This window comes from Photorhabdus sp. RM96S, assembly GCF_042879335.1.
GTDB lineage: Bacteria > Pseudomonadota > Gammaproteobacteria > Enterobacterales > Enterobacteriaceae > Photorhabdus > Photorhabdus kayaii.
Genome location: NZ_JBHFKT010000014.1, coordinates 25623 through 40995, shown reverse-complemented (window position 1 = coordinate 40995; position 15373 = coordinate 25623). Strand labels below are relative to the sequence as shown.

The following is a 15373-nucleotide window of genomic DNA, read 5'->3' as shown; positions in this document are numbered from 1 at the left end:
GTAAAAACAGAGTAAATTCTCAAACCGCGCCTTCCTGGCGCGGATATTTTACTCTTTCTTACCTAATCTTTTTTTAAACCAGAATACTTTAATCAATTAATTACGTTGAGTTAGCTGATCCGACGCCAGACGGTCATCCTCAGCCTGACAAACAGCGGCAGTGAACAATACATCGGTAGAAGAGTTCAGGCTGGTTTCCGCGGAATCCTGTAATACACCAATAATCAAACCGACTGCCACAACCTGCATAGCCATCTCATTGGAAATCCCAAACATGCTACACGCTAAGGGGATCAACAATAACGATCCCCCGGCCACACCCGAAGCACCACAGGCACAAATTGCAGCAACCACACTCAGTAGAAATGCTGTAGGCAAATCAACCGATATACCTAGCGTATTGACCGCAGCCAGAGTCAATACCGTAATAGTCACCGCAGCGCCTTCCATATTGATAGTTGCGCCTAATGGAATAGAAACTGAATAAGTATCTTCATGCAGATTCATACGGCGGCACATCGCCATATTCACTGGAATATTTGCAGCCGAACTGCGAGTGAAAAATGCAGTTACACCGCTTTCACGCAGACAAGCAAATACCAGCGGATAAGGATTACGACGAATTTTCCAGTAAACAATCAATGGATTTACAATGAATGCCATAACCAACATACAACCCAGTAATACAACCAGCAATTGGACATATCCCAGTAAGGCACCAAATCCCGTTTCTGCAATGGTTGCAGACACCAGACCGAAAATACCAATCGGTGCAAGACGAATGACCACCCGAACAACCTGAGTAACCGCCTCAGACATGTCATGAATTAGAGACTTAGTTGAATCCGTCGCATGACGCAGGGCGATACCCAAACTAATAGCCCAGGCAAGAATACCGATATAGTTACCGTTCAGTAACGCGTTTACTGGATTAGCGACAACATTAACCAGTAACCCTTTAATCACCTCCATAATGTTTTCAGGCGGAGACATCTGAGCATCATTGACAGCTAGCACCAGTTGTAACGGGAACATAAAGCTACCGACTACGGCAACCAGAGCAGCAAAAAATGTACCCAAGATATAGAGGATAAGGATTGGACGAATATTGGTTTTTTGGCCTTTTTTATGGTTAGCAATAGAAGACATAACCAGAACCCATACCAATACCGGGGCTACTGCTTTCAAGGCGCCAACAAACAACGTCCCAAGTAAACTGACTGATTTGGCAACCGAAGGCGTCAACCACGCTAACAGTATCCCTGCAATTAAACCTACCAAAATTTGTTTAACCAGGCTCCCTTGTACAAGGTAATGCACGAAGCCACGTTTTTGTTTTTCCATAGCTGATCCATTTTATTAACAGTTCTGTTAAGCCTATATTTTTTGTGTTTATTTCCTCAGTATAGGGAAACCAAGAGTAGTGAAAAGCTACGATAGTTAAAATATACAACCTCGCCAGCACTTATTAACAATACATTCACATTTGTGTGATCAAAACGGCAATTTACACATTTACAAAACACAATTATTTGTTTTTATGTTTAACCATTTCACAGCAATTTAAGACAATAAGAAACCATATCTCCCCATTCAAGAAAGATATGGTTATCTGTTAAAAAATAGTTATCTAATTACTGTATCTCTTTAGTTTTGTATTTATTTACCCAAACATTAATAATAATTGTTATTGTCAAAATACTTGCTACAGTTCCCAGAGAAATCCCCATAGGAATATGATAAAAATCCATTATTAGCATTTTAATACCGATAAATACCAGAATGACTGATAAACCATATTTCAGCATTGTAAATTTCTCTGCCACCCCTGCCAGCAGAAAATACATCGCACGTAATCCTAAGATAGCGAAAAGATTAGAGGTCAAAACAATAAAAGGATCTGTAGTCACAGCAAAAATAGCAGGAATACTGTCTACCGCAAAAATAACGTCACTAATTTCAACTAAAATCAGAACCAGGATTAGTGGAGTCGCATATAACAACTCCTTTTCTTTCACAAAGAAACGTTCTCCGTGAAGATTATCAGTGATGCGAATATGCGCTTTTAGCCAACGAACAAAAGGTTTATCGCCTATCGGGGAATCATCCTCTTTCGCCAACGCCATCTTAACGCCGGTAACCAGCAAAAAGAGGCCAAACAGATAGAGTATCCAACTGAATTGAGAAACCAACCAGCTCCCTGCAAAGATCATCACGGTACGCAACACAATTGCGCCTAAGACACCGTAAATGAGCACCCGACGTTGCAAATTTGCCGGAATAGCAAAATAGCTAAATAACATCAGCCAAACAAACACATTATCAACAGCAAGTGCTTTCTCAAGTAAATACCCGGTAAGGAAAGCCATTGTCTGACTATTGGCAACCGCTTCCCCTGCGGTTTCTCTGCAATACCACCATAATCCTAATGCAAATAAGAGCGATAAACTTATCCAGATCACACTCCAGACAGCAGCTTGACGAAATGACATTGCCTGCTCTTTCTTACGCCCCTGTAAGGATAGATCCAGCAACAACATAATCGTAATTAAGACAGCAAAACTTCCCCATAAAAGAGGGCTACCCACAGAGTTCATTTTCTCTCTCTCACAAACAAAAACGGCTGAAGTCTCAGAAGACGCCAGCCGCTGCTATATTTCTTCCCCACATCGTGGAGATGGATGTATTGCAAGCAACCCTCGCCTTCTGGCAAGGTCTCACTTACAACACAGAAAATGCACCATCAGGTATAAGTTCAGGGTTGCCCGGCTACCGGATGCTGTTGCACCGTAATGACGATAAACCGGCAAGGAAGTTACTCCCCTTTGCTGTGGTGAAAAATAAATCAAATTCAGACAAGAATCAATCTACCACTGAAAAAATAAAAAAATGACAATAAAAACAGTGGGAACAAACGCAATTCATCCAACCTCATAGACCCATTTCTTATCCTATTTTAATGAACGTTCAATTGATCACCAAAATTTTCTGTTTAGTCACCCCTGATTTTGTTACAGTGGCGCAGGCTGCGTCATTTGCTTTTTTCAACGGTGAAAAGGCATAAAAACCAACCAAATAACGTAAAATAGGATGTAATTTAATCGGTTTAGCCTCATGCTTTCAGGATGAACGAACAAAGGCATTTTAGGAACACCTGATGGAAATAGTAAAAGAACTTATATATGCACTTTGGTACCAGGATTATGAAACTCTGGCCAACCCATCCCTATTATGGGCCATTTACATCATGCTATTCTTGATTCTCTTCCTTGAAAATGGCCTCCTTCCTGCTGCATTTTTACCAGGAGACAGCCTGCTTATACTAGTTGGCGTATTGATTGCCAAAGGTGCAATGAGTTTCCCTCTAACGATTGTAGTATTAACTGCCGGAGCAAGCTTAGGTTGTTGGATTGGTTATCTCCAAGGAAAATGGTTAGGAAATACCAAGACAGTACAAGGCTGGCTCTCTCACCTTCCAGCTTATTATCACCAAAGAGCTTACAATCTTTTTCACCGCCACGGCCTATCAGCTTTACTTCTTGGCCGCTTCCTCGCATTTGTCAGAACCCTCTTACCAACACTTGCAGGACTGACAGGTCTACAAAACAGTCGTTTCCAGTTTTTTAACTGGCTCAGTGGCTTCCTGTGGGTCATTATCCTTACCTCTTTGGGTTATGCATTTGGTAAGACCCCCATTTTCCGTCAATATGAAGACTTGGTAATGAATTTCCTGATATTACTGCCACTTGCCTTACTTATTATTGGTTTTAGCGGCAGTTTGTTAGTTGTATGGCGTAAAAAAACTTGCCAACCCCCTCAAAAAAAGTAATTAATTCCAATAAAATCCAATATCCCTCCCTGCTGTAGATGAAAGTATCGTTTGCAGCAGAATAGTGAAATAACGCTAATGTTTTTTATTCACCTTCCAAAATATAAGCTATATTTAGTGATAGTCTTTTCCGGCATTAGGAAAAGCAACTGACTAAGTCAAATACACACACCTTACATTGAGGAGTAATCTACATGTCAAAGATCAAAACTACTGAAGATCTACACGTTGAATTAAAATCACTCGCAGATACACTGGAAGAAGTGATCAAAAGCTCTGGTGATAAATCCAAAGTCGAGCTGGAAGAACTTCGCGGCAAAGTAGAGGAAGTCATCAAAGATACTCGTTTTAAACTCAGTAATGCCAGTGATATGGTTGTTAAGAAAACAAAAGATATGGCGGGTCGTGCTGATGTCTACGTTCACGATAAGCCCTGGGTAAGCATCGGTATTGGTACTGTTGTCGGTGCCATATTAGGTGTAGTGTTAGCTAAACGCTAATATGATCAACTCATCCAAATCTCAAGGCCCCGCTAAAGGGGTCCTTGACATTCTCCAACGCATTGCCGCTGTTGTTATCGAGATAGTAGAAACTCGTTTGCAATTGATCGTTCTGGAGTTGGAAAAAGAAAAAGCCACTTTAATACAGCTAATAGTCATAGCCAGTCTGACACTACTGCTTACCGCTTTCGGCCTCATGTGTCTGCTTGTTATGATTTTTTGGGCTATCGATCCTAGCTGGCGCTTTATTGTATTAGCTAGTACCACTAGCACACTACTCATTCTGGCGCTTATCGGCCTTATATGGACCATCAGGAAAGCGCGAAATTCAACATTACTTAGTGCAACACGCGAGCAATTAAAGATAGATAGAGAAATGTTGGAGGATCACAGTAATGAGTAAACAACGTCAGAAAAAAAAGCTAAAAAAACAGCAACTACTCAGAAATATCCAGCTACAGCGACTTGAACTTTCCAACAATACACAGCTCTGGAAGAGCTTTACTGAACCTTATGACAAAAGCTGGCAAAAGCTTTTGTCATTAAAACCCTATCTGCGACCCGCAATCCACGCTATCTCTTTATATAGCCTGCGTCATCCTATGAAATTTTATCGTTTGTCGCGCCACATCATTCGAATATTGAAATGGAAATAATTCTTCATAATATATCTCATTGATGATAACTTTAGTTACCTACATTCAAAAACTTTGTATAAAATTGTTAATAATCCTTGCTTACAACTAAGCTCACCTACCTTTAGGATACATTCCATCCGTTAATGATTAGCAAATCGTGCTATTTCGAGTTAGTACAAGTTAATCATCAAAAAAACTATTATTATTTCTCTGCGTTTTAGGAGTTGTTAATGAAAAAATTTGAAGATAGTGCCCTGCTACTGGCTCGCATTTTGATGCCGATTCTGTTTATCGTTGCAGGTTATGGAAAATTAGGTGATTCCTACGCGGGTACTCAACAATATATGAATGCTATGGGCGTCCCTGGCTTTCTATTACCACTGACAATCTTACTTGAATTAGGTGGTGGCCTGGCAGTTCTGTTTGGTTTGTTAACCCGTACCACCGCGTTATTTACCTTTGGTTTCTGTGTCCTGACTGCCGTGCTCTTCCACAGCAATTTTGCTGAAGGGATGAACCAGACTATGTTTCTTAAGAACCTGACTATCGGAGGAGGTTATCTGTTACTGTCTATCACAGGTCCAGGTAAATTCAGTATTGATCGTCTGATGAAGAGAAACTGGTAATATCCTGCTGTGACTGTTATGAATCTGAAAAATAATAGTTTTCAGGTAAAAGGCGAAACGATCAAAATCCCACTCTCGCTCAAGGATTTTATCAGCCAAATATCCAATATTCAGTCTAAAGGTAAATAGCAAGCTGAAAGATCTCGAAGATCTTTCGGCTCACTTTAATCAATAGGACAAACTTCTATTGAATCACAATGACTCTGGTAAAATAGTTATTTTATCAAAATAAATAACCATCTCCCTTCTCGGCAGGAAATAATTAAATTATTTCATAATAAATCATTGCTATTATAATATCGAATTATTATTTATATAGAGATTTAAATTAAAATTCACACATTTTTATTATTCAATTTCACGATTAATATATTTTCTTCACATAATTATCACTCATTATATTCCAGACAATAAAATAATAAAAAATTAACATTATCACATTAAATTAAAATCCTTTTCAATAATAGCTATACTTATTATATTACAACCACTTTTCCACAAAATAATATTAAGACAATCGGCTTTTAAAAAAACCAGTTGTTTTTTAAATTGCAGTTTGAAATTAAAAAACCCTATAACCATTAAATAAAAAAAATAAAAAGACGTGTTTAAAGAGATAAATCAAGAATATTATCAATTGACACAAAAACTGAAAAAAAACAACTTGACACATAACTATATACATTAGAAAATCATTTAAGCAATAGGAGACCCACTAAAAATATTGATAGTCACTCAGACTAATAGTTAGTATTTAAATTTAAATAATTATGTTTTAATTTCAACAAAATACCTGTACCAGATAATTCACAGAATCCTTCATACAATAAACGAATAGGGAAGACAAATGAAATATAGCTCAATTGCTTATACCATTATTTGTTTAATGCCTTTTTATGCTACCGGAGCAGGAAAATTAAAGGATGTTTGCGACGGTAAATTAATTGCTAATACATCTATAAGCAGTATAAATATTACAAGCAACCAAAATGGAAATGGACCTGCCATGAATGTATTAGTAGAAGGGGAATGGTATGACACATATCTAACCCCCGGTATTACAGAGGGTAACGGTGTTTATGGGCTCTATGATATGAGTCATAATGCTTATCTCAATGCATTAGAAGTTAACATTTGCGTAAGACTTGGCAATTTAAGAGGCATTGAATTAATTTATAGACCATAAAATTCTAAGCTAGAAAAATAGAGCTCAAATTAATCAATGTACCTATAATGCATTGTTAAATCAACATTTAATTCCCATAAAATAATAACGGAGAGTTTATGACTATCTATGGTAAAAAAATAAATGTGAGATTAAGAAAAGACACACCAGACCAACTATCCACAAGTGACTTAAAGGCACAATTAACTGCTCTTGGATTAACATGTGATCTTACGGATGAAAGTTTACTCTCAGAATATATTGAGGATGTAAGAAAACAACTAATTACAGGAAGTACACAGTCATTTGCAATTGGGGAGTATATTGCTGACAATTTCGTACATACATCCAAAGCTAACTGGTCACCAGAGGATGATGCCCTCGGATACAAAACAAAACTAATTTATATTGGTGTACCGGAACATTTTAAATGGCTAGGGGAAAATTGCAGTACATTTACGGGAAATGAGGATGATCCTCCAGCATCAATCAATAAATATGATAACGTAGAGGCAGTGAAAAATGCTTTTATCCAAATTGCCAGGGGATCTTCTGAGACTCTAGTAGAACCTCTGGACAAAACAGATATGGAATCTGCGCTAACAAATCTCCTAAGCTCAATTAACGATGACAATATCAAAGACTATGATTCCGGGTGGAGAATAAAATTCCTCTTACTAATAGATAATTTCGATAAAAAAAAATACACAAGCGATGGAATTGGGGTATTAGGAATACGTTGGAGACTACAAATAAAAGATTATAAACAAAAGAACAAAGACAGTGTTAAACATAACACAACAATTAACCTAAGTAGCTGGTCTGTCACATACGATAATACCGATGATCTTCTCAAACAATATCATATGGCAAAAAATCATTTTGGCTAAAAATAATAAATGGAGACGGATTCGGCTAATAAGTACAATTTTTCAGAAAGTCAGGCAGTTGCTATAGCAGCATCTTTCTTGCCAAAGAAAAATGCACTATGGCCTGTCCTATTTGTTGCCATCCCCCAAAATTTTGGTTCAGAAAAAATTTACACCTACTAATGATGCCAGCTCTGCTCAAAAAGATCAGCACAGCCAACCAGACAGTCTGCTGTACTAGCTGGCGCCATTTACGAATGTCACATTCGTTGTGCCACAATTTCATATTTTGTTAAACAATCATCGAATCATGTTTTTTTACATCCTAACTCCTAATTTGATTGTTCACATCGCTTCTACTTACCGACTAACAAATAATTTAGGGATTTCCCGCAAACACCAAGACTTAGCTTCCCCCATGCTGTCTCGTCGCCATGCCATAATGACATTTGTGTCATGGCTGTATTCAGAACTAATCACCCGCAAACGACCCTCTGCAATATCTTGTTCCACCATAGGATAAGGCATGGTAGCAACGCCCAGCCCAGCTAAGAGAGCACGGCGTTTATCTTCCAGAGAACTGACCGTCAAACGCTGCTGCTTATCTAACAATTGAACCGTCAATACCGGGCGCTCCCTCGCTGTATCTGCTACAGCAATACCACGGTACTTCACCCTCGTGACATCGGACAGAGGCTCCGGCTCTTGATGTATAGGATGATCAGGGCTAGCGACATAGACATTGGTAATGCTGTAAAGCTGACGTGAATTAATTTCTGCCGATGCACGAAAATGCATATCTGGTGCAATAACAATATCCGCCCGACCAGTTTCCAACCTCTCCCATGCACCCGCCAAAACCTCAGTCAATAAAGAGAGCTGAGTATTCGATTTTTGAGCAAGCTTACCTACTAACGGGAATAATGAAGAAGCCGGAACCAATGCTTCACAAACAATTGTCAGGTGAGTTTCCCAACCTCGCGCTAATGCTTCTGCATCAGCCGTTAATTTATCAGCAGCTTCAAGCAATTGACGTCCACGCTCAAGCAACATACGGCCAACATTGGTGAATTTAGTTCTGTGACCCGAACGGTCAAACAGCACTACATCCAACTCCTCTTCTAATTTTTGCATCGTATAGCTAAGTGCAGAAGGAACACGACCAAGCTCATCAGCGGCCGCAGCAAAACTTCCCCGCCGATCAATCGCATCCATGACCCGGAGAGATTCCAGTGTAAGCGCTCGTTCTTTGCTCATATTTTTCTCAATCAGGAAATTTGAATATGCTGACCAGATTAACTGGCTAACATTTCGCCGTCCAGATAATTACTATTCTTAGTGTGTGTTTTTTTAAGGTAACCACCATCATGATTATAAATAGAACAGCAAAACAATGTGGGAAAGCTGACTATGGTTGGCTACAGGCTCGTTATACATTTTCATTTGGTCACTATTTTGATCCAAAGTTTTTAGGTTATGGTGCGCTACGTGTACTCAATCAGGAAGTCATCGCCCCCAAAGCCGCTTTCCAACCTAGATCCTATCCACATGTGGATATATTGAATATTATTCTACAAGGTGAAGCAGAATACCGTGACAGCGAAGGCAACTACATCAAAGCCGGTAAAGGAGAATGTTTACTATTTTCTACCCGTCAAGGCATCAGCTACAGTGAACATAATGCCAGTATTAATAAGCCACTAACACGCTTACAGCTTTGGCTGAATGCCTTTCCTCAGCAGGAAAGCTTACCATTGCAACGAATGGAATTACCGGAACAGCCATTGGCTATGCTAGCTTCTCCAACCGCGGAAGATGGCAGTATGCAATTACGTCAGCAAGTGTGGGTAAATCATATTTTCCTTAATAAAAATCAATCTCATCATCTGCAATTAAAGGGAAAAAATGCCTATCTGCAATCCCTAAACGGAAATATAAAAATAAGAGGCAATTCTAAGGATAGCAATTTAATTAAATGCGGAGATGGCGCTTTTATTCATGAAGAAAGTCGTCTGGTTTTAAAAGCAGATACGGAATTCCAGGGGCTGTTAATTGATCTGGCTGCTTAAAAAAGTGAAAGCCCCGTCAGATTTCAATCTAACGGGGCTAAATTTGTGAAGTTGACCGATAAGCCGGGTTCTGTCGTGGACAGTCATTCATCTAGGCCAGCACTTACGCACTGGCTCAAGCAGCCTACCCGGGTTCGATACGGGCCGTACCTAATGAACCCCTATTTGGCCTTGCTCCGGGTGGAGTTTACCGTGCCACGAACTGTCACCAGCCGCGCGGTGCGCTCTTACCGCACCCTTTCACCCTTACCTGATCCTACATTAAGTAAGCCATCGGCGGTTTGCTCTCTGTTGCACTGGTCGTGGGCTTTCACCCCCCAGACGTTATCTGGCACCCTGCCCTGTGGAGCCCGGACTTTCCTCTCCTCCATCTATCATCCAAAGGATTAATGATAAAGCAGCGACTGTCTAGTCAACTCCGCGGCGGATTATAAAAGGTTTGTCCAACGATGTATAGGCATTTACCGACTATCTGCCCTAATTCAGCAATTGCTATTATTCTTCATTCTGACCCAACCCATGGCGATAAAGTGCATTTTTCTTCACACCATGAATCTCTGCTGCCAATGCCGCTGCTTTTTTCAATGGCAGCTCTTGTTGAAGAAGCGCCAGCGTTCTTAATGCCTCTGGAGGCAAAACATCGTCATCCGGTTTTTTATAGCCTTCAACGATCAATACCATTTCACCACGACGACGGGTTTCATCTTCCTTCACCCATGCCAAAAGTTCACCCACTGGCATCCCTTGAATAGATTCCCAAGTTTTTGTTAATTCCCTTGCCAAAACGATGTAACGTTCAGTTCCCCACACCTCAACCATATCTTCTAAACTTTCGATCAGACGATGAGTGGATTCATAAAAAATTAATGAGCGTGGTTCCTGTTGCAAAGCCCGTAAAGTATCTGTCCGACTTTTACGCTTTGCGGGCAGAAATCCTTCGTAACAGAAACGATCTGATGGCAGACCAGCAGCAGACAAGGCGGTTATCGCCGCACAAGGCCCTGGAAGTGGGACAACATGAATACCAGCTTCACGGCAACGGCGAACCACATGATAACCAGGATCATTAATCAGAGGCGTTCCTGCATCAGAGACTAATGCAATACTTTTCCCTTGTTGGAGTTTTGTAATTAATTGATCTGCTTTCTGCTGTTCATTATGATCATGAAGTGCGAACATGCGTGCATTAATGGCAAAATGTTGAAGCAACAAGCCAGTATGTCGCGTATCTTCGGCTGCAATCAGATCGACATGCTCAAGAACTTCAAGCGCACGCTGAGTGATATCACCCAAGTTTCCAATGGGGGTTGGTACAACATATAGCGTGGATGTCGTAACCACTGCTCGATTAGGTTGATTCATTGTTTCATCCGAATGGCCGATTTAAAATTGAGCATCTTTGAAAAAAACATCGCTGGATACAGTATGCTTTCCTCAATTTTTGTGCGTATCAAAACTGGTTTAGTCTGTTCAGCTATGCTGGCAGTCATGATCATCGCAGGATGTACCGTACCTGATCAACAGGGGCAACAACCTTTGCAAACTCAGGACAAAATCAGTGCAGAAATCGCCCGTTATCAATCCATCATTGATGCCGCCCATGGCGAACCTTCTCTTGATGTTATCCGTGCTTATATCGCTCAGGAACCACTTGTGAAAGAGAGTGCGGCTCGTCAAAAAAATATTGATGATACCTGGCAAATGCTGACCCGTCTTTCACCACAAGAGCGCCGTGGATTGGTCATCAACGCTGATGAAAATGTTCTGCAAGGCTGGCTGGACTTACTCAGTGCCTATCAGGATAACAAACAGGACTCCGACAAACTACAGGCAGCTATCCGTGACTGGAAAATTCGTTATCCACAAAACCCTGCCGCACAGTCACTCCCAGTTCAATTACAACAGACAGCCATCCAACAGCAAAATACGAATATCCGTATTGCTCTGTTCCTGCCATTAAGTGGTCAAGCAAAAGTATTCGGTGAAGCCATTCGCCAAGGTTTTCTTGATGCTCAGGCCGGTTTACCCAGTCCATCATTGCCAACAGAAAACCCGGAAAATTTATCTATAGCAGACAACGATAGCGCGTCAGATAGCGTGGTTTCTACCGATATGTCCCCTAGTGAAGGGGCGATCATAGACTCAACAATACCAACCACTCAAACAACACCTGTCATAGCCAATGCACCGGTTAACACACAACAGGTCAAAATCTATGACACAGCCAGCCAGCCATTGGAAAACTTATTCATTCAGGCTAAGCAGGATGGTGTGAATTTAGTTGTCGGGCCGTTACTTAAGCCAGATGTGGTTAAACTCGTTCAGATAAATACTGCATTAAACATGCTAGTACTAAACGAGTTAGACAATGCTCAACCACACTCTAATATCTGCTATTTTTCTTTGTCACCAGAAGATGAAGCGAAAAATGCTGCGGAACATATTTGGCAGCAACAGAAACAGAATCCTCTGATTTTGGTCCCCAGAGGGACTTTTGGTGATCGCATTGCCAAAGCCTTTGCACAGGAATGGCAAAAACAAGGGGGACATGCTGTTCTGCAACAAACTTTTAGCTCTTCCGCCGAACTGAAACAATTAATTAATAGAGGTACCGGTATTCGCTTGACCGGAACAGCCGTCAATGTCACAAGCAATCAACCTACATCAATCGCTATTGGTGATCTGGAAATCCCCCAGATAAACACCGATGTCGTTCCTACTTCTACTGGCGGCTCAGTGGATGCCGTTTATATTGTTTCTACCCTGGATGAACTGACGCTAATTAAGACAATGATTGATATGGCAATCAGCTCCCGCGATAAGCCCGCCCTTTACGCAAGTTCCCGCAGTAATCAGGCGGGCGTTGGTCCCGATTTCCGCCTGGAGATGGAGGGAATGCAATTCAGTGACATTCCCTTAATCGCCGGTGCTAACTTGTCACTGATGCAGCAAGCAGCCAGTAAATTTACACATGATTACTCTTTGATGCGCCTTTATGCTATGGGTATTGATGCCTGGTCATTAGCAAATCAATTCAGTCAAGTTCAGCTTCAAAGTGATTTCCAACTCAATGGTGCTTCCGGGGTGCTGTCTGTTCAAGAAAACTGCACCATTTTCCGACAACTCTCATGGATGCAATATCATCAAGGCCAAATCACGGCTATTTAGTTACTTGCCGCTTGCTACCAAGCGGCCTTTCAATTCAAATGACTCATTTCAGAATGAAATAAAAAGCAGGATAAAAATGAAGAAGCTGACAAGTTATCTGCTGGGACGCAACTATGAAGCGCAGGCAAAGTTGTTTTTACAAAAACAAGGATTATCTTTTATCGCCGCAAATGTGAAAGTTCACGGTGGTGAAATTGACCTGATTATGAAAGACAAGCAAACTTGGGTCTTTATTGAAGTCCGTTTTCGCAAATCAGGACAATATGGAGATGCATTGGTGACAATCACCCGTAGCAAGCGTAAAAAATTATTACACACTGCCGCAGTATGGCTGTTTCAACGAGGTGAATGTTTTGAAACCTCTTCTTGTCGCTTTGATATTTGTGCTATTACTGGTCAACAATTTGAATGGTTGCAAAATGCCTTCAATCAAAATGAGTTTACTCGTTAAAATGATACTGAGTAGGTTATAAACGTGCTGGATAGAATTAAAGTCTGTTTTACAGAAAGTATTCAAACTCAGATTGCAGCCGCAGAAGCATTACCTGATGCTATCTCGCGAGCGGCAATGATGATGGTTCAGTCATTACTGAATGGTAACAAAATCCTTTGCTGTGGTAATGGAGGCTCAGCAGCGACTGCCCAACGGTTTGCTGCCAATATGATTAACCGGTTTGAAACTGAGCGCCCAAGCCTGCCCGCATTGTCACTTAATGCAGACAATGTGGTCATCACTGCGATTTCAAGCAATAAACAGCATGATGAAATTTATGCTAAACAAGTACGGGCATTAGGTCAGCCAGGCGATGTGTTATTAGCGATTTCTACACATGGTAATAGCCGTGATATTGTCAAAGCCGTTGAAGCCGCCGTAACCCGCGATATGACAATTGTCGCCCTTACTGGCTATGATGGTGGTGAGCTTGCCGGCTTACTCGGTCCACAAGACGTAGAGATTCGTATTCCATCTCATCGCAGTACCAGAATTCAAGAAGTTCATATGCTAACAGTTAACTGCTTATGTGACTTAATCGATAATACACTCTTTCCCCATCAGGATGACTAAGGAGCCAATAATGCGATTTTTCTCCCTATTAGCTACGATTTGTGCTGCTGTAATGTTACAAGGATGTATTGGGGCAGTCGTGGTCAGTTCTGCTGCCGTAGCGACTAAAACCGCAACCGATCCCCGCACTATTGGTCAACAGGTTGACGATAGTACTCTCGAAGCCCGTGTCAGTAATGCGCTTAACAAAGATAAGCAGCTCAAAGAGCAAACCCGTATTATTACCACTGCCTATCAAGGAAAAGTTTTACTGACAGGTCAAACCCCAGACTCAAGCCTTTCAGACCGTGCTAAACAGATAGCATCGCGTGTTGATGGAGCACACACCGTTTACAATGAAATTCGTCAGGGGAAACCTGTTGAATTAGGTACTGCTTCTAAGGATACCTGGGTTACAACTAAAGTACGCTCAAAAATCCTGGCTAGTGACTCGGTTAAGTCTTCTAACATAAAAGTCGTTACGGAAAACGGCGAAGTCTTTTTACTGGGCATTCTGACCAAACAAGAGGGTAACGCCGCAGCGAAAATTGCCAGCGAAACTAACGGTGTTAAGCGGGTAACAACCGCATTTACTTATTTGAATTAAATATATTGATTGAAAGTGATGACACGATAAATCTGTCAAACATTCAGGTATCAGGCCGCGTCATTTTTTGGCGCTGGCGTTTTACCCTTTTCATCATCCCACGTCAAACTGAATAACCTCTCATTCTTCCTTCAATCATTTTTCATTAACCCATTTTTCTCAAGATAACTCACCCCACCCAACAACCGCATTTGCCGCAAAATCCATTGCTGACGCTGTAAGACATAAGCCGAAGGTGAGTTAACTTTATAGCGGTGTGGATTAGGCAATACAGCAGCAAGTAAAGCGGCTTCTGATGCCGTCAATTTACTGGCTGATTTATGAAAATAGCGTTTAGATGCCTCTTCAACACCAAAAATGCCATCGCCAAATTCTGCTACGTTAAGGTAAACAGTCAGAATTCTACTTTTTGACCATCCCAGTTCAATAGCAAAGGTCATCCCGGCTTCCAACCCTTTTCTTACCCAGCTACGTCCGTCCCACAAAAATAAATTTTTGGCCGTTTGCTGAGAAATCGTTGAAGCCCCCCTGAGCCTTCCAGAATTATTCTTATTACGCTCAAGTACACTTTCGATAGCATCAAAGTCAAATCCCCAATGCTGTGGGAATTTTTGATCTTCCGCAGCAATAACAGCCAATGCGATATTTGGCGATATTTGTCCTTGCCCTACCCAACTAGAACAAGATACATAATAAAAATTAACTGATAACCAAGCGCTAATCTGGCGCTCAACCATAACCATAGAAAACGGCACTGGCAAAAATGAAAATGCAACAACAGAAACTATCCATAAGATAATAACTGAGATTACGATTTTTTTAAGCCAGTACCATAAAAATTGAAAAGGATTTCGCAT

At 40.9% G+C, this 15373-nt stretch carries 18 protein-coding genes and 1 other RNA gene; 13 read left to right on the top strand and 6 right to left on the bottom strand.

Translation table 11 applies throughout. From position 1 onward, the window contains the following. Positions 1 to 96: 96 nt before the first annotated feature. On the bottom strand, positions 97 to 1344 hold the full coding sequence (gene sstT, locus ACGF49_RS10395) for a serine/threonine transporter SstT (RefSeq protein WP_262978283.1): 1248 nt from the start codon (positions 1342 to 1344) through the stop codon (positions 97 to 99). 290 nt (positions 1345 to 1634) lie between these two features. After that, entirely contained in the window at positions 1635 to 2597 is a 963-nt protein-coding gene (locus tag ACGF49_RS10390; RefSeq protein ID WP_387490832.1) for a TerC family protein, read from the bottom strand. 89 nt (positions 2598 to 2686) lie between these two features. On the opposite strand from ACGF49_RS10390, the gene ACGF49_RS10385 reads away from it, so the two are divergent. The 8 genes from ACGF49_RS10385 (at position 2687) to ACGF49_RS10350 (ending at position 7648) form a co-directional block, all read left to right on the top strand. After that, a complete protein-coding gene (locus ACGF49_RS10385; protein ID WP_146748133.1) occupies positions 2687 to 2893 on the top strand; it encodes a hypothetical protein in 207 nt (68 codons plus the stop codon). Between the two features lie 264 nt (positions 2894 to 3157). Next, positions 3158 to 3829 (top strand): DedA family protein, encoded by a 672-nt coding sequence (locus ACGF49_RS10380; RefSeq protein ID WP_112878867.1) that lies wholly within the window; start codon positions 3158 to 3160, stop codon positions 3827 to 3829. Positions 3830 to 4023: 194 nt separating this feature from the next. Further along, positions 4024 to 4329 carry a YqjD family protein gene (locus ACGF49_RS10375; RefSeq protein ID WP_112878868.1) on the top strand — a complete coding sequence of 102 codons (306 nt, stop codon included), beginning with the start codon at positions 4024 to 4026 and terminating at the stop codon, positions 4327 to 4329. A 1-nt stretch (position 4330) separates the two neighbouring features. Beyond that, positions 4331 to 4732, top strand: a complete 402-nt coding sequence (locus tag ACGF49_RS10370) for a phage holin family protein (RefSeq protein WP_228902200.1) — start codon at positions 4331 to 4333, stop codon at positions 4730 to 4732. Then, a complete protein-coding gene (locus ACGF49_RS10365) occupies positions 4725 to 4985 on the top strand; it encodes a YqjK-like family protein (RefSeq protein WP_271859186.1) in 261 nt (86 codons plus the stop codon). The genes ACGF49_RS10370 and ACGF49_RS10365 overlap by 8 nt, the downstream gene beginning before the upstream one ends. A 212-nt stretch (positions 4986 to 5197) precedes the next feature. Next, positions 5198 to 5593 (top strand): DoxX family protein, encoded by a 396-nt coding sequence (locus ACGF49_RS10360; RefSeq protein ID WP_113043960.1) that lies wholly within the window; start codon positions 5198 to 5200, stop codon positions 5591 to 5593. An 847-nt stretch (positions 5594 to 6440) separates the two neighbouring features. Then, positions 6441 to 6779 (top strand): hypothetical protein, encoded by a 339-nt coding sequence (locus tag ACGF49_RS10355; RefSeq protein WP_387490827.1) that lies wholly within the window; start codon positions 6441 to 6443, stop codon positions 6777 to 6779. A gap of 98 nt (positions 6780 to 6877) precedes the next feature. Beyond that, on the top strand, positions 6878 to 7648 hold the full coding sequence (locus tag ACGF49_RS10350) for a hypothetical protein (RefSeq protein WP_113043958.1): 771 nt from the start codon (positions 6878 to 6880) through the stop codon (positions 7646 to 7648). A 339-nt stretch (positions 7649 to 7987) separates the two neighbouring features. Here ACGF49_RS10350 and ACGF49_RS10345 read toward each other — a convergent pair whose 3' ends face one another. Beyond that, on the bottom strand, positions 7988 to 8884 hold the full coding sequence (locus tag ACGF49_RS10345; RefSeq protein ID WP_112895519.1) for a LysR family transcriptional regulator: 897 nt from the start codon (positions 8882 to 8884) through the stop codon (positions 7988 to 7990). A 110-nt stretch (positions 8885 to 8994) separates the two neighbouring features. Here ACGF49_RS10345 and ACGF49_RS10340 point away from each other — a divergent pair, with 110 nt between their 5' ends. Next, entirely contained in the window at positions 8995 to 9696 is a 702-nt protein-coding gene (locus ACGF49_RS10340) for a pirin family protein (protein ID WP_113043957.1), read from the top strand. A gap of 43 nt (positions 9697 to 9739) precedes the next feature. Here the strand turns inward: ACGF49_RS10340 and rnpB are convergent. After that, positions 9740 to 10116, bottom strand: an RNA gene (gene rnpB / locus ACGF49_RS10335) — RNase P RNA component class A. A gap of 75 nt (positions 10117 to 10191) precedes the next feature. Beyond that, positions 10192 to 11058: a 16S rRNA (cytidine(1402)-2'-O)-methyltransferase gene (rsmI, locus tag ACGF49_RS10330; protein ID WP_113043956.1), complete on the bottom strand. Its 867-nt coding sequence runs from the start codon at positions 11056 to 11058 to the stop codon at positions 10192 to 10194. Between the two features lie 63 nt (positions 11059 to 11121). On the opposite strand from rsmI, the gene ACGF49_RS10325 reads away from it, so the two are divergent. The 4 genes from ACGF49_RS10325 (at position 11122) to dolP (ending at position 14516) form a co-directional block, all read left to right on the top strand. Next, entirely contained in the window at positions 11122 to 12864 is a 1743-nt protein-coding gene (locus ACGF49_RS10325; RefSeq protein WP_113043968.1) for a penicillin-binding protein activator, read from the top strand. Positions 12865 to 12934: 70 nt separating this feature from the next. Beyond that, positions 12935 to 13315 carry a YraN family protein gene (locus ACGF49_RS10320; RefSeq protein ID WP_113043967.1) on the top strand — a complete coding sequence of 127 codons (381 nt, stop codon included), beginning with the start codon at positions 12935 to 12937 and terminating at the stop codon, positions 13313 to 13315. Between the two features lie 24 nt (positions 13316 to 13339). Then, complete coding sequence (gene diaA, locus ACGF49_RS10315) at positions 13340 to 13930, top strand: DnaA initiator-associating protein DiaA (RefSeq protein WP_112878876.1); 591 nt, start codon at positions 13340 to 13342, stop codon at positions 13928 to 13930. A gap of 10 nt (positions 13931 to 13940) precedes the next feature. Next, positions 13941 to 14516: a division/outer membrane stress-associated lipid-binding lipoprotein gene (gene dolP / locus ACGF49_RS10310; protein ID WP_113043955.1), complete on the top strand. Its 576-nt coding sequence runs from the start codon at positions 13941 to 13943 to the stop codon at positions 14514 to 14516. A gap of 131 nt (positions 14517 to 14647) precedes the next feature. Here dolP and mtgA read toward each other — a convergent pair whose 3' ends face one another. Then, positions 14648 to 15373 (bottom strand): monofunctional biosynthetic peptidoglycan transglycosylase, encoded by a 726-nt coding sequence (mtgA, locus tag ACGF49_RS10305; protein WP_113043954.1) that lies wholly within the window; start codon positions 15371 to 15373, stop codon positions 14648 to 14650.